This is a genomic window from Pilosibacter sp. NGB245, from assembly GCF_057397225.1.
In genome coordinates, this window is the sequence record NZ_CM171584.1 from 1943318 (window position 1) to 1959709 (window position 16392).

The 16392-nt window shown below is 46.7% G+C and carries 22 protein-coding genes and 1 pseudogene; 4 read left to right on the forward strand and 19 right to left on the reverse strand.

Translation table 11 applies throughout. From position 1 onward, the window contains the following. Nucleotides 1-427: 427 nt before the first annotated feature. Both ACXMYH_RS08680 and ACXMYH_RS08685 read left to right on the forward strand, forming a co-directional pair. The gene (locus ACXMYH_RS08680) at nt 428-739 is read left to right on the forward strand and encodes a hypothetical protein (protein ID WP_486554698.1); all 312 of its coding nucleotides are present in this window, start codon (nt 428-430) and stop codon (nt 737-739) included. Next, the gene (locus ACXMYH_RS08685) at nt 736-984 is read left to right on the forward strand and encodes a hypothetical protein (RefSeq protein ID WP_486554699.1); all 249 of its coding nucleotides are present in this window, start codon (nt 736-738) and stop codon (nt 982-984) included. Before ACXMYH_RS08680 ends, ACXMYH_RS08685 begins: the two co-directional genes overlap by 4 nt. Here the strand turns inward: ACXMYH_RS08685 and ACXMYH_RS08690 are convergent. The 8 genes and pseudogenes from ACXMYH_RS08690 to ACXMYH_RS08725 form a co-directional block, all read right to left on the reverse strand. Beyond that, nucleotides 950-1597, reverse strand: a complete 648-nt coding sequence (locus ACXMYH_RS08690; RefSeq protein WP_215703600.1) for a hypothetical protein — start codon at nt 1595-1597, stop codon at nt 950-952. The two genes, ACXMYH_RS08685 and ACXMYH_RS08690, sit on opposite strands and share 35 nt — an antisense overlap. A 184-nt stretch (nt 1598-1781) precedes the next feature. Continuing rightward, nucleotides 1782-2885 (reverse strand): IS200/IS605 family element RNA-guided endonuclease TnpB, encoded by a 1104-nt coding sequence (gene tnpB / locus ACXMYH_RS08695; protein ID WP_486554700.1) that lies wholly within the window; start codon nt 2883-2885, stop codon nt 1782-1784. A gap of 17 nt (nt 2886-2902) precedes the next feature. After that, nucleotides 2903-3301, reverse strand: a pseudogene (tnpA, locus tag ACXMYH_RS08700) (IS200/IS605 family transposase). Between the two features lie 149 nt (nt 3302-3450). Beyond that, complete coding sequence (locus ACXMYH_RS08705) at nt 3451-3639, reverse strand: hypothetical protein (RefSeq protein ID WP_118529910.1); 189 nt, start codon at nt 3637-3639, stop codon at nt 3451-3453. A 144-nt stretch (nt 3640-3783) separates the two neighbouring features. Next, nucleotides 3784-4512, reverse strand: coding sequence for a PHP domain-containing protein (locus ACXMYH_RS08710; RefSeq protein ID WP_486554701.1), 729 nt, complete (start codon nt 4510-4512; stop codon nt 3784-3786). 286 nt (nt 4513-4798) lie between these two features. Continuing rightward, nucleotides 4799-5290, reverse strand: a complete 492-nt coding sequence (locus tag ACXMYH_RS08715) for a hypothetical protein (protein WP_486554702.1) — start codon at nt 5288-5290, stop codon at nt 4799-4801. Nucleotides 5291-5431: 141 nt separating this feature from the next. After that, entirely contained in the window at nt 5432-5812 is a 381-nt protein-coding gene (locus ACXMYH_RS08720; RefSeq protein WP_486554703.1) for a hypothetical protein, read from the reverse strand. A gap of 14 nt (nt 5813-5826) precedes the next feature. Continuing rightward, nucleotides 5827-6030 carry a hypothetical protein gene (locus tag ACXMYH_RS08725; RefSeq protein WP_486554704.1) on the reverse strand — a complete coding sequence of 68 codons (204 nt, stop codon included), beginning with the start codon at nt 6028-6030 and terminating at the stop codon, nt 5827-5829. Between the two features lie 276 nt (nt 6031-6306). Here ACXMYH_RS08725 and ACXMYH_RS08730 point away from each other — a divergent pair, with 276 nt between their 5' ends. After that, nucleotides 6307-7011, forward strand: coding sequence for a GNAT family N-acetyltransferase (locus ACXMYH_RS08730; protein WP_486554705.1), 705 nt, complete (start codon nt 6307-6309; stop codon nt 7009-7011). A gap of 23 nt (nt 7012-7034) precedes the next feature. Then, nucleotides 7035-7493, forward strand: coding sequence for a hypothetical protein (locus ACXMYH_RS08735; RefSeq protein WP_329751361.1), 459 nt, complete (start codon nt 7035-7037; stop codon nt 7491-7493). Nucleotides 7494-7559: 66 nt separating this feature from the next. Here the strand turns inward: ACXMYH_RS08735 and rsfS are convergent, their stop codons facing one another. From rsfS to ACXMYH_RS08790, 11 genes are all read right to left on the reverse strand, one after another. Continuing rightward, nucleotides 7560-7913, reverse strand: a complete 354-nt coding sequence (gene rsfS, locus ACXMYH_RS08740) for a ribosome silencing factor (RefSeq protein ID WP_117484561.1) — start codon at nt 7911-7913, stop codon at nt 7560-7562. After that, the gene (yqeK, locus tag ACXMYH_RS08745) at nt 7828-8550 is read right to left on the reverse strand and encodes a bis(5'-nucleosyl)-tetraphosphatase (symmetrical) YqeK (RefSeq protein WP_118322677.1); all 723 of its coding nucleotides are present in this window, start codon (nt 8548-8550) and stop codon (nt 7828-7830) included. The genes rsfS and yqeK overlap by 86 nt, the downstream gene beginning before the upstream one ends. A 114-nt stretch (nt 8551-8664) precedes the next feature. After that, on the reverse strand, nt 8665-9273 hold the full coding sequence (nadD, locus tag ACXMYH_RS08750) for a nicotinate-nucleotide adenylyltransferase (protein WP_118529892.1): 609 nt from the start codon (nt 9271-9273) through the stop codon (nt 8665-8667). 127 nt (nt 9274-9400) lie between these two features. Further along, nucleotides 9401-9694 (reverse strand): ribosome assembly RNA-binding protein YhbY, encoded by a 294-nt coding sequence (yhbY, locus tag ACXMYH_RS08755; RefSeq protein ID WP_015554475.1) that lies wholly within the window; start codon nt 9692-9694, stop codon nt 9401-9403. A 75-nt stretch (nt 9695-9769) separates the two neighbouring features. After that, nucleotides 9770-11053 carry a GTPase ObgE gene (gene obgE / locus ACXMYH_RS08760; protein ID WP_118322675.1) on the reverse strand — a complete coding sequence of 428 codons (1284 nt, stop codon included), beginning with the start codon at nt 11051-11053 and terminating at the stop codon, nt 9770-9772. Between the two features lie 234 nt (nt 11054-11287). After that, the gene (gene rpmA, locus ACXMYH_RS08765) at nt 11288-11578 is read right to left on the reverse strand and encodes a 50S ribosomal protein L27 (RefSeq protein WP_015554473.1); all 291 of its coding nucleotides are present in this window, start codon (nt 11576-11578) and stop codon (nt 11288-11290) included. A gap of 4 nt (nt 11579-11582) precedes the next feature. Next, on the reverse strand, nt 11583-11912 hold the full coding sequence (locus ACXMYH_RS08770; RefSeq protein WP_015554472.1) for a ribosomal-processing cysteine protease Prp: 330 nt from the start codon (nt 11910-11912) through the stop codon (nt 11583-11585). 8 nt (nt 11913-11920) lie between these two features. Then, entirely contained in the window at nt 11921-12229 is a 309-nt protein-coding gene (gene rplU / locus ACXMYH_RS08775; protein WP_021905027.1) for a 50S ribosomal protein L21, read from the reverse strand. 255 nt (nt 12230-12484) lie between these two features. Further along, nucleotides 12485-13744, reverse strand: a complete 1260-nt coding sequence (locus ACXMYH_RS08780; RefSeq protein ID WP_486554706.1) for a ribonuclease E/G — start codon at nt 13742-13744, stop codon at nt 12485-12487. Continuing rightward, complete coding sequence (locus ACXMYH_RS08785; protein WP_118529888.1) at nt 13725-14453, reverse strand: TIGR03936 family radical SAM-associated protein; 729 nt, start codon at nt 14451-14453, stop codon at nt 13725-13727. Before ACXMYH_RS08785 ends, ACXMYH_RS08780 begins: the two co-directional genes overlap by 20 nt. Beyond that, complete coding sequence (locus ACXMYH_RS08790) at nt 14437-16302, reverse strand: TIGR03960 family B12-binding radical SAM protein (protein WP_486554707.1); 1866 nt, start codon at nt 16300-16302, stop codon at nt 14437-14439. The genes ACXMYH_RS08785 and ACXMYH_RS08790 overlap by 17 nt, the downstream gene beginning before the upstream one ends. Nucleotides 16303-16392: the final 90 nt, after the last annotated feature.

Here is a 16392-nt window from a genome sequence, read left to right on the forward strand (position 1 = left end):
TGATGATATAGCACGACTACAAAAATCAATATATGAGAAGTTTACAATACACAGCACAGCTATGTGCAATAATCTGATATCTACATACCAACTATCACACTATGCAAGAGATGGCAATTCATCTCACCACCTATAGAGGTGGGAGAATTCTTGCTGATTCTTGTTAAAGAATTTTCCGTACAGGGTCTTTAAAAATGCAGATGGGATTGTTAACGTTCAGTGACATGGATTGTTTTGTTATTTTTTATCCGTTGTATCTTTCGGTTCATGGTACGCTAATTCAGCAAATATCAATGGTAAATAATCCCCCTGTAGAAAACCCGTGAGCGATCACGCTGGTGCCGGGGTACGGTTTCAGGCACCACGGCTGCGGAATGTGAATTTCGCAGCCTTTTCCTTACAGACAGCTATCACAAAGGAGGAGCCTATGAAAAATTTTCTGAGACTGGACGGCCTGTCCATCCTGTCCGTCCCATATATGTACATCGACCACAAGGACTATCTTGCGGATTCCCTGCTCGCGCAGAACCATGTTTCCGTGCGGTTAGGAAACGAATTCTCACGGGACGATTCCCCGTACCGTATCATTCTCTGCAAAGTCAGAAAGAAAGATACGGCGGAATTTGAGAAATCCATGGAGTCCTTACGCAACAAGATGCTTCTTTTCGGGCACAACGATTACATGGAATTCTGCAACGGCATCATGGAAACACTGGAACAGAATCGAGGTGCTGCATGAAGAAATCATTTGTCCCGATCAGCAAACAGACTAAGAAAGCACAAAAAGCATACCATTCCTTACGGCGTTCCACCTGGGGCATCCTGAACCCGGCAACGCGGACCATGCCGAACGGCAGGGCATACAACCGGAAGAAACAGAAAGCCCACGACAGAAGCGGCAGGGAATCCTCCTTCGACTCCCCGCCGCTTTTTTACCCGTCCATGCCTATCAATCCCACAGGTTCCAAAAATATTTCGTCATAAGCTCCATGCCCTGCTTCAGGCACCGGTCCCGGTACTCACGCAGTTCTCCCTCGGCCGCCAGCCACTTTTCCGATATCTCCGCATATTTCGGAACATCGCTCATCGTATACAGACGATGCGTATGCTCCCGCTTTTCCCTTGCAATCTCCTCTTCCGTTTTCAGTTTCTCTCCGAACATGCCGTATTTTGCCGTGAATTCTTCCCGTGCCAGGTCATGTTCTTTCTCATACGGATTTTTCTTTCTGCACGTGCCCTCATTTGCTTCCCGGAACAGAAATTCCATTCTTCCCAGAATACGGTCCCATTTCCGGATGTTTTCTTCTTCCGCTCCTTTAAAGGAGCCGGGGTAGCCATGACTGTTAACACGAAGGTCATGGATCATGTTCGAAACAACCGTAAGGAACCATTGGTCGATCGACCAGGTGTCACGGTAACAGTATCCGTACCTCAGTCTCTGATAAATGCAGACAATGTCTTCTCTCCATATGGAAATCCTTTCCCATAGCGATTCTCTCTTACGGTGCGACAGAAAAACGGAACATTCTTCCTTCCGTCTCTTTCCGTTTTCCTTCGGACTCATTCGCTTTGTAATTCTCTTTGCGGTTTCATCCATTGTGCTTTCTCCTTTCCCGTAATATCCCTGATACGACAGTTATATCACTGCACAGGAAAGACTGCATTGAACCTCTGGGTGAACTACCCATTGTCTTAAGCCAATGGGCTTCCTGCTTCATCGACCTCGTAACCTACTATCTCCACAGGCGTTAATTTGGGCAGTCCCTGCCCTATATATTTCTTTATGCTATTTGTCTTAATCCTTCTGTCAGTATATTTTTCGCGGCATTGATATCCCTGTCATGTTCTGCTCCGCATTTCGGGCATATCCATGTCCTCACTGACAAATCTTTTGTATCTGGATTCTGATACCCGCAAACAGAACATAATTGACTACTGGCATAAAATGTATCTATTTTGATGTATTTCCTGCCATTCCATTTTGCCTTATACTCTAACTGTCTTGTCAGCTCATACCATGATGCATCACTTATGGCTTTTGCCAGATGATGATTTTTTACCATGTTTTTTATCTGTAAATTCTCTGAAACTATCACTTGGTTTTCGCTGATAATCTCATGTGAAACTTTATGCAGATAATCTTTTCTCATATTCCTTATTTTCTCATGGCATATTGCTATCTTTTTCTTTGTTTTATAATAGTTCTTACTTCTCTTTCCTTTATGTGACAGTTGCCTTTGCAGCTTTACAAGCTGTTTCTCGTATTTTTTTATAATTTTTTGATTCTCATATACCTTCCCATCGGAAGTAATACATAAATCTTTAAGTCCTAAATCGATTCCTATGTTATGATTTGTATGTGCCAGTTCCTTATGCTCCGTTTCTACAAGTATGGACACATAGTATTTTCCACTGGAAACCTGCGAAACGGTCGCTGACTTAATCTGCCCACGATATTCCCTGTGTAACCTTGCTTTTACCGCTTTTAATTTTGGCAATTTTATCTTCCCTGTCTCAAAATCTACCGCTATATTTCCATTTGTGAAGTTTGTTGTGTATGATTTATGGTTATCGTGTTTGCTCTTGAATTTCGGATATCCTGCATGTTCCTTAAAAAATTTTTGATATGCAGCGTCCATGTGATAGATTGCGTTGGTCAGAGCAAATTTATCTATTTCTTTTAACCATTCATAGTCTTTCTTTAATTCTCTGTTACAGTAATTATTACAATCCGTTTTACTAACTGACTTTTTCTCTTTCTCGTATATTTCTTTCCGATATGCCAATGTCTGATTGTAAACAAAACGGCAACAGCCAAATGTTTTTGCAATCTGAATTCTTTGTTCGCTATTAGGATATATCCTGTATTTATATGCTTTTAACACCCACTGTCGCCACCTTCCTACCCTTGATTTTCTATATATTTTCTCAACATCTCTTCTGATACATTTCCTACACTGCAGACAAAATATCCGTCCGTCCAAAAAGTATGTTCTTTCCAGAAATGTTTTCGTAGATAATCCGGATATCTTTTCCAAATATGATAGGTTGTATAACTCTTCATCAGATTTACTATTTTACTGATAGACATTGTTGGTTCTGTTTCTATCATGTAATGAATATGATCTTTATCTGTCTCCATATATCTGATAATGACTTTATGCTTTTGACATATCTCATAAGAAAACTGCTTTATATCATCTGATATTTGTTTTGACATCAGCAATTTCTTTCTATACTTGCATACGAATATGATACTGTAACAAATATTTGTGTCTGTTTTTGATTTCCACGTTTCCATAACGCAAGTATAGCACAAACCTCCGCTTCCGGCTACCTTAACCCACCGTCTAAAGCCAGTGGGATTGCGGTAGCCCTATTTCAAAGAAGGATAAATGTCAGCTGATCTGAGCATTCATCCTCTTCCATTGTTTCCTATAATATTGCTATTTAGAAGTCATCATCCATATCACAATCATCGAAGTCAATGTCATCCTCGTCGTCATCATCTTCATCGAAATCTCCGGCATCTCCAAAAAGAGCCTCGTGTTCCTCTTTGCTGGTACACATTAATTCATCCCATAAGAATCTTTCAGTTGCATCAATTTTTCCATCACCGTTAAAATCCTTCCACTTCATACCGGCGCCCTCCTTAAAGATTGCTGATTTGTTTTTCTTTGTACCCTTATCATAACACAAATGCTGTCCAATAAAACGGACTATTCATATTTATTACTTTGTTTGAAATATCTTTTTGGAATCTGTAAACTCCCTATTACCTCGTTATTGGAAATCTGGCAGTTCCAGCCTTTTTAATTTGTGAGCATCCAATCCGATAACCGTCTCCACACCGTTCACTTCGGCTATCTCCCAGAACTCCTTCCAATAATGATGTTTGTGTCGCATGGAGGAACAATTCTTTTCCAGAGGCAATCCATATTTCACAGCTGCATCAATCACCCGTACAGCAACTGCTTCCATTTCCAGAGTCCAGATTTTCTGTCTTCTGAAAATCCGATCCGGATGAGCAACGATCTTGAAACAGCCTGTTTTCATTCCCGCGATCATCGCATCGCCAAGAACTGTGTATTCGTCAACCTGTAATCGTTCTTTCGGCCATTCGAACGTATAATGCTCTCTGTCTTCCGGGTCTTCTGCCATATGCTGTCCAAGCAAAAGAATTTCCAAATCCGGATTATTGGAAAGTTCTTGATAATATCCACTCTGATCATATCTGGAAAAATACTCAATCTCCAGTCCGATATGAATTTTGATTTTTCTCTGATACTGTTCCTTCAGATTTTTAAGAGTGGATATGTATTCCGGCAGTTCCTCATACTTCATCCGTCCGCCAAACGGATTACCGGGGAATGGAGCGTGATCCGTAAAGCAGATATCAGTTGCTCTAAGACCAATCGCTTTTTTGATATATTCTTCATCGGATACCATCTCTGCATGTCCGCAGCGGAACGTATGCACATGGAAAAGATATCGTTCTCCTAATGAAATCATTTTTACGCTCTCCTTTCATGGTGCCAAACACATGACGGCATACCATTAAATACATTTTATAAACGGTAGGGTATCCGTTTGAATTGTAGAGCCGTATAATCCAGCTGTATAGCAGTTCTCCAGGATACGGCCGGAAACATGTCGGCATGGTTATTGCATTCATGTAATCTTCTCTCTTTCATCATTATTTTTTGTGAAAGAATTATGGAAAGAAAACGATTTGTTTTGGCAAAAAAAGAAGCACGGACCGTGACGATCCGCGCCTCCTGTCGTAAGTACAAATGCTTTATATTTTGGGAATACCGAGCGAAATTTCTTCTGCCTGAAATGAGATGCGGCCGTTCTGAGTAAGGGAGAAGCCGTGAGTGATCATATTCTGGCACACCTGCATATAAACCAGTACATTTTTCTGTCTGGAAACCAGATTTTGCAGATGCAGTTTGATTTCCCAATCATTGACCTCACGACCATACTTAATCGCTTTCACAATACGAAGCATCGGATGAGCGGGCTCGCGGATCTCTTTTACCCATTTCTTCCGCTTTTCCTCAAATTCTTCCATGGACATATCCATAAATTTGCCATCCTTAATGTCCGTGATGATATCCGGATACTTTTTGGTTCCCCAGATATCCAGATATGAGCAGCGGGCTTCTACCGGAGTGAACAGCACCTCCAGCAGATACTCCAAATCGGGATCCGCGTCCACTCTTGAACCAAGCCCCAACCCGATATCATGGCTTTCTTTGGAGATCAGTTCTTCCAGTGTGTCGTACAAATCAAACATCTCATGAGTGTCCGGGATAAACATAGTTTTCCATCATATGAATTTCTCCTTTCCTTCCAGAACAATAGATTTTCTTCCGTATTCTTCGTTTTCCAGTTCAATCGCATTTGCCGAAGTTTTTATTGAATCTGATCAGATATATTTTTTGATCCATTGATCAAGGAATGCCATCTGATTGTCCGTGTGAAACCAATGTTCCCCGCCTTTCATGACGGTCAGTGTGGCACCAATCTGGTCTGCAAAACAGGAAATGGTTTCATAAGATGTCAGGCTATCCCGATCCCCGTACAAAATGTGTGTCGGAACATTCCATGCAACAGGATGTTCTTTTACATAACAAAGATATTCCCATGAAAGTGTTTCACCGAACGCTGTCGGGATATTCTTCCTGCACTTAAGCTCTTCTTCCGTAACATTGGCCCACAGCATCATATCAGAAATCAGCTTTTTCATGTCTACGACTGGTGAAATAAAATAAGCTTTGCTGATTTTTTTGTCCGTTAAAGCGTTCATGGAAAAGAAAGCTCCTATGCTGTTGGCAATGATTTCCACAGGCTGAGCATTCCGGCAGACCGTGTCAAAGAATTTCGGAAATTCTTCCCTGGCCTCCCATGGTGTCTGCGATTCATAATCAAAACCAATGACATCACAGTTGCCAAAAGCGGCTTATAATGAATGGCTTCTTCGGCATTACCGCCTTTGCCGTGAATGTATATGATAGTTTTTGCCATAAAATGATTCTCCCAGTACGTTCAATTTATTCTGTCTCCAGTATAAGCCGCCGCACGGACTGCGTCAATCACACACTTGTGTATAAGAGAAACATAGAATCCCACGCAGCACTTCGGAGACGCAGGTTGAGTGTAATTACGACACTCCGCCTGCTGTCCTTTTTACCTGCATTATGATAGAATGGACCCATAATGATCGAACACGCAAAGGAAATGATGGGTATGAACATTGAATTAAGAAAACTTCTGGATTCGGATAAGGAGACATACTTCGAATTGGAAAATGAAACATGGGTAAACAAGCGCATGCTGCAGGACGAAGAAGCGAACGACCGATCGTGGAAAGCCATGTTTGCCGATACCGAGGCTCATTATGCCGTTCTTATGGGCGATCAGGTCTGCGGATTTGCTTCCATTCTGAAACTGGGCGAAGAAGTTCAGGAATTTGGGCTGGAACTTTTTGAAAGATTCCGTCATCAGGGGATTGGATATGCCGCTTTGGTTCGGTTACTGGAAATCTGTAAGAATGAATATCATGTGAAGAAACTCCACAGCAAGGTATACCCGGATAACTTTCCAAGCATTTTGCTTATGAGAAAGATCGGCGGTACTCCCTATGAAATCACGGAGAACCCGTGCATCGAGGAATCTTTACGGACAGAGTTTCAAAAAGACAATGCTGAACTGATTTCGGATAACGTGAAAAGAATGGCGGAACTCTTTGGCGTTGAACCGGAGCTGCTGCTTTCCAATTTGCTGGTATTTCAGATCCCGCTCCAGCCTGCGGAAATACGTTTTTCTCTTTCTTTGACCGGTGATCTCAGTTATGAGAAAAAGATAGAAACCAAAGCAATCAACCACATGTATCAGGAAACAACTCGGATTCTGAAATCCATACTGGAAAAGGCGAAAAAAGGCACAGAAGAAGATTTTAGGAAAGAAATGATGGATATGATTGAAAATCTTGAATCGCGTATGTAATGCAGGACTGAGCAGGGAGATTTTTGAAATTCTGTGAATCATCGTTTTTTCAGGTAAAGAAAAAGCACGGACGCTGGGTTCGTGCTTTTTCTTTGGGTAAATTGGTGAGTTTAGATTGTTGGAATGAAGGTGCCGTTGTTCCAGGTATCTGCTCGTTTTGTGAATTCAGGATGAGACCAGTATCCTACAAACATATTTTCAAAATCGGATACATTTGTAATGTCCCAGTGTTTGATGCCGCTTTCCTGCCGATTCTGAAAGACTTTGCGGAGATCACCGGTTCCAGACTGAAAATCCAGCAAGACCCGTGGCATGACATCACGGCAACTTTCAGCAGTCAGTGCGGCATTGATATTACGCCGCGTGAAAAGAGAATGCGTATGGTCATCTCGGCCGCCGATCATATCAGCATCAATAAACAGACTGATTCCGACCGGGTGGATTTTTCTCTTATCTTCGGTTTTCCGGATGATGCAGAATAAGAAACAACAGGGATGTACGGATCAATCTAAATCCGTCATCCCTGTTTTCGTATATATACATCTCTCCTACAGCTCGTCCACCGACTCCACGATCTTTCCGTCTCTCCAGATCCTCTCAAGATCATAGAACAGACGGTCTTCCTTGGAGAATACGTGTACGATCACATCGCCGTAGTCCATGAGTACCCATGTAGAGCTCATGCTGCCTTCTTTCTGGTGGCACTCGTAACCTGCCTTGAAGAGCTTCTCCTCCACGTTATCAACTAATGCCTGTGTCTGGTTTGCGTTGGAAGCGCTCGCGAGAACGAAGTAATCCGCGATCACGGAAACGCCTTCAATGTCGATAATTTTTACATCTTCGCCTTTTTTCTCTTCCAAAGCCTCGACTGCAAGCTTTACCATTTCTTTTGACTGATTCAACTGATTGTTCCTCCTTGTCTTGATCGGTCTCTCCGGCCGCGCCGGCTGTCTCTTTCTGTTTTTCTGAAACGACACGGCGCATATCCTGGCAGGCCGCCTCCGTCATCGGATCGATCTGGCACCCGGTGCTCTTCAGATACTCGAGAATGCTCTCCATGATCTCAAAACATGCCTGATCCAGGTCAATAAAGGCAAGCTTCCGCATTTCAGGAAGATTTGCCGCCTTGGACCGTCTCGGTTCAATATAATCCGCCACATAGAGGATCTTGTCGAGCAGACTCATGCCCGGCTTTCCCGTCGTATGGCAGGTGATCGCGCTTAAGATCTCCGGATCATCCACTCCATATTTGTTCTCAGCCATCCACGCCCCGAGTTTCGCATGGAGCAGGGACGGGTCGCGCTCTTCCTCGGCTGTCACCGGGATCCCGCGGTCCAGACATTTCTGAAGCATGACCGGATTTTCAAAGCGTTTTGCCGAATCATGCAGAAGTCCCGCAAGATCGGCTTTATCAAGATCGTACCCATACCGCATTGCAAGCGCCTGACAGGTAAATTCTACGCCGAGCGTGTGCTCGTACCGGTACGCATCGAGTTTTTTCTTTAAATGTTTTCTGATTTCAGGTACCCGACTATCCATAATGAATCTTCTTTCTGAATCTGCCCCGCCGGGATATCTCCCGCACGGATCCTTCGTTTTCACCTGTTTTATTACAGTCAGGAGCCGGACTGTCTCCTTGCAGTTTACCTGCCTCTATTTCCTGTACAATCCTGTTTCCCTGATGTAATTTGCAACGGCTTCGGGCGTGTCTTTCGAGAGGTCCTCCCCCAGCGCCGCCCGTTTCCGGATATCCGCGGACGCTTCCTCGATCTTCGGGTTGTGGAGGATCCGGATATCAGCCCCATATTTTTTATTGAGGTAAGAAACCTCATCTTCAAGGGAAACACCGCCGTCCTCGTATGTCCTTCCGGAGACCAGGAGTACCGCCTGTGCCATCACCTGTTCGGGATGATACCAGGATTCCAGCTGATACAGGGAATCTGCCCCGATGATAAAATAGACCTCGATATCCGGGTACGCTTCCTTCAAAAGCGCCAGTGTCTGCGCCGTGTAGGTATTTCCTTCGCGTCCCATCTCAAAATCGGAGACCGAAAAATACGGAACGGATTCCGTGGCAAGCTCCAGCATCCGGATGCGCGCCGCTCCGTCTGTGATATGATGATCTTTTTTGTGCGGCGGAACATGAGACGGCATGAACCAGATCTCATCCAGCCCATACTCCCGGTGAGCCTGTTCTCCAAGGAGCAGGTGTCCGTTATGGACCGGGTCAAATGTTCCCCCAAGAATACCAACGCGTCTCATAGGATCCTCCATTACCGACAGGATTATCGTTTTTCCTGTTCTTCCCGTTCCGCAGTCCGTGCGGAGATCACTTTCGCAAATTTCCGGCACAAAGCGACATTCAGGAATACAGGTATTTCCGCGGCAATTACGGAAGAACGATCTTCCGGTCTTTCTCTTCCTTCGCCGGTTTGTACAGAACGATCATCTTTCCGATCACCTGTACAACCTCAGAATGAGTACGCTCTGCAAGGATCTGTGCAAGGTCTTTTCCGTCATCCGCACAGTTCTTCAGAACGTGGATCTTGATCAGCTCTCTCGCGTTTAATGCTTCCTCAACCGATTTTGTGATCTCCGGTGTGAGGCTGGATTTACCGATCTGTAAAACGGCATCCATCGTCATTGCAAGTCCCTTTAAATAGGAACGCTGTTTGCTTGTCATAATAACTCCTTTTCATATATGGAAAAGCGCGGCTCCCTGGATGTTCCCATGAAACGCCCGGGAAGCTCCGGCGCATTATTTATAGTAATCAAATACGAGTCCGTACATGCGGACGGTATCGCCCTCCTGGATCCCCGCTTTTTCAAGATCTGCAAGGATTCCGGACTGCTTTAAGAATTTCTGGAAGAAGTCAAAGCCTTTCTCGGAATCAAGATTCGTGTATCCGAGCATCTTCTCGATCCTCGGTCCCTCGACCACGTAAATGCCGTCCTCATCCTTCTCGACCGTGTACGGAAGGGAACGATCGCCGACATACTCGATCTCGAACTCTTTCTCGAAGATCTTCGGTGTGCGGTCTGTATTTTTGATCACATCATAGAGATAATACAGAAGATCGTTCACGCCCTCGCCGCTGACTGCGGAGATTCCGAATACCGGGATCCCCATCGGCTCGAACTCTTTCTTTAAATCTGCAAGCGGATCTGCGCCCTCATCATAAACTGCATCCAGCTTGTTGGCTGCGATCGCCTGCGGAAGCTTTAAAAGCTCCGGGTTGTAGGCGGAAAGCTCATCCATGATCGCATGAACATCCGCGATCGGATCACGTCCCTCTACGGAAGCCGCGTCAACCACATGGAGCAGGACTTTCGTGCGCTCGATATGACGAAGGAACTCATGTCCAAGACCGGCTCCCTCGGATGCGCCCTCGATCAGTCCCGGGATATCCGCCATTACAAAGCTGTTCCCGTCACCGAGATTTACAACGCCAAGGTGCGGATTCAGGGTCGTGAAATGGTAGTTTGCGATCTTCGGTCTCGCATTGGAAACGCGGGATAACAGGGTGGATTTTCCGACGTTCGGGAATCCGACAAGTCCCACATCCGCGATCACCTTTAACTCCAGCTGTACCCAGAGTTCCTGTCCCGGCTGTCCCGGCTGGGCATATTTCGGAACCTGCATCGTCGCTGTTGCGAAGTGCATATTTCCAAGGCCGCCCTTTCCGCCCTTTAAGATCACTTCACGGCGATTTTCGCCGGACATATCCGTGATCACTTTTCCGGTTTCCAGGTCCTTAACGACAGTACCTTCCGGGACCTTGACGATCAGGTCCTTTCCGTCAGCGCCGTGGCAGCGGCGTTTTCCGCCTTCCTCGCCATTTCCGGCCGCATATTTTCTTACATGACGGAAATCTACGAGCGTATTTAATCCATCATCCACTTCGAAGATGATGTCTCCGCCTCTTCCGCCGTCACCGCCGTCAGGTCCTCCATTCGGAACATACAGTTCACGCCGGAAGCTTACATGTCCGTTTCCGCCGTTTCCTGATCTGATAAATACTTTTGCACTGTCTGTAAACATGGAAAACCGTCCTCTCAATAAATCTTTTGTAACTACTCAGTATCCTCAAGCCTGTGTCTTATTACGGTCAGCGCAGCAAGTGCGCAGACCTACTGGATTGTTACAATCTTTTACCTATAAAAAATGTAACAGCAAAACCTTTCTTTCCTGTTTCCATGAATCCCGAGTCTCACTGTTACACTGCCATCTAATCTTAAAAAAGCTCCATACCATCCAGTATGGAGCTCTTCGTTATTATTCGTTGATTGCCTGAGGATATACAGAAACCTGTTTTTTGTCTCTGCCCTTTCTCTCAAACTTAACAACACCGTCAACTTTTGCGAATAATGTATCATCGCCGCCGATGCCTACGTTAAGACCCGGATGGATCTTTGTTCCGCGCTGTCTGTAAAGGATGTTGCCAGCTAATACGAACTGTCCGTCTGCTCTCTTAGCTCCAAGGCGTTTGGACTCAGAATCACGTCCGTTCTTTGTGGAACCAACACCTTTCTTATGAGCAAATAACTGAAGGTTCATCTTAAACATATCGTTACACCTCCCTGAATCGAAATTTGATATATTCTGCTCCATATTCATCCCGGATGTTTTCGAGTCCGAGGATCAGGGATTTCATGAGGAGCTGCGACTCAGAACTTATTTTATCCGGGAAGGAAAAAGAAAAGCTTCCGCCGTCTTCCCCCACACTTCCTTCGAAGTGGTCGTCCGTAAATGTTTCAACGGAGTTTGCCATGTTGAGAACCAGTGCGGAAACAGCAGCACAAATCACGTCCTGTCCGTATTCTGCATAGCCAGCATGACCATTGATATCGATTCCCTTTACTACTTCGTTCCTGTCACGCAGGATATTTACCTGAATCATAATCTTAATTAAGCATTGATCTTTTCAATCTTAACCTGAGTATAAAGCTGTCTGTGGCCATTTTTCTTATGGTAGCCAGATTTGCGCTTATACTTGTAAACGATAACTTTTTTGCCCTTGCCAACTTTCTCTACTGTTGCAGATACTGTTGCACCCTCAACGGTCGGGCATCCGATTGTAAGCTCTCCGTTGTTAACAGCAAGAACCTGATCAAAAGTTACTGCAGAACCAACCTCTGCGTCGATTCTCTCGATCTTGATGCTGTCGCCCTCGGCTACTCTATACTGCTTACCGCCAGTTGCAATAATCGCGTACATATTGCACCTCCTATTATCATTACTCGCCAGTTATGGTGTCCTCCGTTATGGAGTCCTTGGAAACCTCACTGTGCGGCACACTAGATAACTATATCAAATACTTTTCTTGTTGTCAATCACTTTTTCTGCAATTTTTTACATTTTTATTTTCTGTCTCCGGGGCTCTCTCTTCATATCTGAAATCCAGCTCTCCCAGTGAATATCTTCATTCAGAGCGAAGTTTTTTCCGTTCACCAACTGTTATCTTCTTTCTGTCTACACCCGCACCTGCTCATGCAGCGGCCGCCGGATCTTCTTTCTCGTGAGCTCCACAAGGCCTAACGGCGTCATGTCCACGAGGACTGTCTTTACGGGATCGGCAGCAACCGCCCGCCGCATCGCCGCCAGGAGCGCTTTCCGGCTCTCCTCCTCTTTCATGTCGATAAAATCAACAATGATGATCCCGGAGAAATTCCGGAGTCTCAGCTGGACAGCGATCGCCTCCGCCGCCTCCAGATTCGTCTTCAGATACGTCTCCTCCGAAGTTTTCTTTGAGACACTCTTTGCCGTATTGACGTCGATCACCGTGAGCGCCTCCGTCGGCTCGATCACAAGATTTCCGCCGGATTTCAGCCAGACCGTCTTCGCGAGCGCCTGCGACAGGATCGTCTCCAGGTGATAGAGCGCGGTGAGTGGAAATTCATCCTCATAAAACCGGATCACCGGTCTCCCTGCGCCCATGCCTGCGGCGTGCTCTCCGGAGCCAGCCGCATTGGGAGATGCACCGGAAATCGCATCCGGAAGAACCGCCGTTCCCAGTGCATCCTGAAGTTCCTTATAAACTTCCGGCAGGTCCGTAACAACCTCAAGACCTTCCGAGATCTTCAGATCCTGCACCGTGCGGACTGCAAAGCTCTCCGGCCGGTACAGCACGCTGCAGCATGTCCGGCTCGCCGCTATCCTGCAGATCTCCCGGTAACGCTCAAACAGTGATTCAAACTCCGCAAACACCGCGTCGAGCCCGGCTGTCTCCCCGTTTGTGCGGATGACGAGACCGCAGTTTCCGTGGGAAGTCTCTTCCCAGCGGCGTTTTGCCGCCTCCCGCCATTCCTTGTCGCGGATCTTTGCGGAGATCCCGAGGGAACTCGCCCCCGCAGTGAGCACTGCCGTCTGCCCGGTCAGTGTGAGATTCGAGGTGAGGACTGCGTCCTTCGTCTTCACGGCGGACCGCTCCACCTGGACAAGGATCTCATCCCCCGCTTTTAACGGGCCATGATCCGGCTTCCCGTCCGCATACAGCGGGCAACTGTTCTCCTTCAAGCTGTAAAACCCGTTAACTCCCGGCCGGTACTCCACGAAGGCCGCGTTGATGTTCTTTGCGATATTCTTTACTTTTCCGACGAAGATGACCCCCGTCTCTTCCTCCGCCGCCTCCGGCTCAAAATCGATCCGGACGGCACGTCCATTTTCAAAAAGCACTGCGGCGGTCTTCCCGCGCAGTGCCGTAATGATCAGCTTATCCAATCTTTTCTCCAATTTCTTCCCCGAATGATTCCAGAGTCACAAAATCATGGTCTCCTGCATCCGCGTAAACTTCCTCACGGTTGATGCGGAATGCAAACTGCGGATACTCTTTTCCGATGGACTTGCAGTACGCCTCAAGAACGAGCTCCGGCTTTACGTTGGCAGCACTTCCGGAAGATAACTGGAGGAACAATCCGTCTCCGTTCTCCGCGCGGTGTGCCTTGTAGATCAGGGGCTTTAAGTCCATTTCCTTCTCGCCCTTTTTCGTCTTTTTCACGATATTAAGGTTCCCGTTTTCGATGAAATCAAGGATTCCTGTATAGAACTCCTCCGCCGTCATGGAGAGTCCGTTCTCGTAATCATCCCTCAGGACGATCGTGTAGTCACAGGCTGCGACGATACTCATCGCATTCTCCGCATTGTCCGGGAGCAGACGGTAGCTTAAGACCTCCACGCCCTCGACCATCGTCTCATTTAAGCGTTTTACCATCTCCACAGAGGAATCCGTGGACAACACTTCGATATCGAGGTACTCTCCGCTTCCCGTGAGGCCGACACCGAGCGGAGCCGCAAAGGACATGATCTGGTGCGGGGAGAAACCTTCCGAATAGCGGATATCCACATCCGCGCGGCGCATCACCTTCTGAAAATACCGCATCGTGTCGAGATGTCCGATGAACTTCATCGCTCCCTGCTTGGAAAACTTAATTCTGATCTTCATAACAGACACCTCCCCCAAATCTTCTCACGCCGCATCCCGAGCATCTCATCCGGCAGTTCGGGGTAACGGTCTCTTTCGTCGCATTGATCCATTCTCTCTTTAAAAATTCCTTCGTCACACCGGTATCGATGAAATCCCATGGGAATACTTCGTCGAGGGAACGCGCTCTCGTCGTGTAGAAATCAATATCCACGCCGCATGTCTCAAATGCGTTCATCCAGACATCATTCTTAAAAGTCTCAGACCACGCATCATAGAGTGCACCCTGTCGGTAAGCCTCCTCGATGACAGCGGCAACCTTCCTGTCTCCGCGGGCCAGAACGCCCTCAAGGACGGTCACATCCGCCTCGTGCCAGTTGTACTTTAAGCTCTTGTGGTTTAACATCTCATGCATCTTGTGGTTTACGACGCGCGCTTTTCCGAGGAATTCTTCCTTCGTGCTCATCTGCGCCCACTGGAACGGGGTAAATGGCTTCGGAACAAAGAAGGAGGTACTTGCAACGACCTGCACCTTTCCGTTTCTCTGGTCCTTCGGGATCTCGTAATACTTCTCCGCGATCTTCTCGGAAAGCAGGGCGATCCCTTCCATATCTTCCACGGTCTCTGTCGGAAGACCCAGCATGAAATACAGCTTTACACGGTTCCATCCGCCCTGGAAGGCCAGTGCGGATCCGTTTAAGATATCTTCCTCTGTCAGTCCCTTATTGATAACATTTCTCAATCTCTGGGAACCCGCCTCCGGCGCGAAGGTCAGGCTGCTCTTCTTGACATCCTGAACCTTGCTCATAACGTCAAGGGAGAAGGCATCGATACGCAGAGACGGCAGGGAAACGTTCACGCCCTTGCCATGGAAGGTATCAATTAAGAATGTCACAAGTTCTTCCAGACTTCTGTAGTCACTGGAACTTAAGGAGCTTAAGGAAATCTCCTCATGTCCCGTATTCTTTAACATCCTATAAGCCAGCTCTTTTAAGCGTTCTACGTTCTTCTCGCGGACCGGACGGTAGATCATCCCCGCCTGACAGAAACGGCAGCCGCGGATGCAGCCGCGCATGATCTCAAGAACCACGCGGTCCTGGGTCGCCTTGATAAACGGAACCAGCGGTTTCTCCGGGTAGACGGACTCTGTCATTTCCATAACAAGCTGCTTTTCTACCTTCTCCGGCACCCCCGGCGCTGTCGGCAGAAAGCTCCTGATCGTGCCGTCTTCCTCATATGTCACTTCGTATAAGGACGGAACATAGATTCCAGGAATTCCCGCTGCCTTTCTTAAGAACTCCTGTCTGGAATCCCCGTTCTTTCTGGACTCCTTGTAGATATCAAGAAGCTTCCGGTAGGAGACTTCTCCCTCTCCGATATAAAACATATCAAAGAACACCGCGATCGGCTCCGGGTTGTAGGAACACGGACCGCCACCGATGACGACCGGATCATCCCAGGTACGCTCCTCCGCATGAAGCGGAATGCCGGAAAGCTCCAGCACCTGTAAAATATTCGTGTAGCACATCTCATACTGAAGCGTGATTCCAAGGAAATCGAATTCCTTCACCGGGTCCTGGGACTCAAGGGCAAATAATGGGATATGTTTCTCCCTCATGATCTTATCAAGATCCGTCCACGGGGAGTATACGCGCTCACAGTACACGTCCTCGTACTTGTTAAACATATCATAAAGAATCTGGATTCCCAGATGGGACATTCCGATATCGTATACATCCGGGAAACACATGGCGAACCGGACGTCCACAGCGGACGGATCCTTCTTCACCATATTCACCTCACCGCCGATGTAGCGGGCGGGCTGCTGGATACTCAAGAGTATCTCTTCTGGCAATGCTAATTTTCTCATAATTACCTATTTTTCCTGTCTTATTTAAAGTTTGCTGTTTCTATCTATCCTGTTGCGGACACACGAACCCGCAGAAACGTAGTCAATCCG

Excerpts from the sequence above, each read along its gene's own strand:
- ACXMYH_RS08680 (WP_486554698.1), top strand. The coding sequence starts at position 428 with ATGAAAAATTTTCTGAGACTGGACGGCCTGTCCATCCTGTCCGTCCCA.
- ACXMYH_RS08685 (WP_486554699.1), top strand. The coding sequence starts at position 736 with ATGAAGAAATCATTTGTCCCGATCAGCAAACAGACTAAGAAAGCACAA.
- ACXMYH_RS08690 (WP_215703600.1), bottom strand. The coding sequence starts at position 1,597 with ATGGATGAAACCGCAAAGAGAATTACAAAGCGAATGAGTCCGAAGGAA.
- ACXMYH_RS08705 (WP_118529910.1), bottom strand. The coding sequence starts at position 3,639 with ATGAAGTGGAAGGATTTTAACGGTGATGGAAAAATTGATGCAACTGAA.
- ACXMYH_RS08710 (WP_486554701.1), bottom strand. The coding sequence starts at position 4,512 with ATGATTTCATTAGGAGAACGATATCTTTTCCATGTGCATACGTTCCGC.
- ACXMYH_RS08720 (WP_486554703.1), bottom strand. The coding sequence starts at position 5,812 with ATGAACGCTTTAACGGACAAAAAAATCAGCAAAGCTTATTTTATTTCA.
- ACXMYH_RS08725 (WP_486554704.1), bottom strand. The coding sequence starts at position 6,030 with ATGGCAAAAACTATCATATACATTCACGGCAAAGGCGGTAATGCCGAA.
- yqeK (WP_118322677.1), bottom strand. The coding sequence starts at position 8,550 with ATGGATAGTCGGGTACCTGAAATCAGAAAACATTTAAAGAAAAAACTC.
- nadD (WP_118529892.1), bottom strand. The coding sequence starts at position 9,273 with ATGAGACGCGTTGGTATTCTTGGGGGAACATTTGACCCGGTCCATAAC.
- yhbY (WP_015554475.1), bottom strand. The coding sequence starts at position 9,694 with ATGACAAGCAAACAGCGTTCCTATTTAAAGGGACTTGCAATGACGATG.
- obgE (WP_118322675.1), bottom strand. The coding sequence starts at position 11,053 with ATGTTTACAGACAGTGCAAAAGTATTTATCAGATCAGGAAACGGCGGA.
- rpmA (WP_015554473.1), bottom strand. The coding sequence starts at position 11,578 with ATGTTTAAGATGAACCTTCAGTTATTTGCTCATAAGAAAGGTGTTGGT.
- ACXMYH_RS08770 (WP_015554472.1), bottom strand. The coding sequence starts at position 11,912 with ATGATTCAGGTAAATATCCTGCGTGACAGGAACGAAGTAGTAAAGGGA.
- rplU (WP_021905027.1), bottom strand. The coding sequence starts at position 12,229 with ATGTACGCGATTATTGCAACTGGCGGTAAGCAGTATAGAGTAGCCGAG.
- ACXMYH_RS08785 (WP_118529888.1), bottom strand. The coding sequence starts at position 14,453 with ATGAAGATCAGAATTAAGTTTTCCAAGCAGGGAGCGATGAAGTTCATC.
- ACXMYH_RS08790 (WP_486554707.1), bottom strand. The coding sequence starts at position 16,302 with ATGAGAAAATTAGCATTGCCAGAAGAGATACTCTTGAGTATCCAGCAG.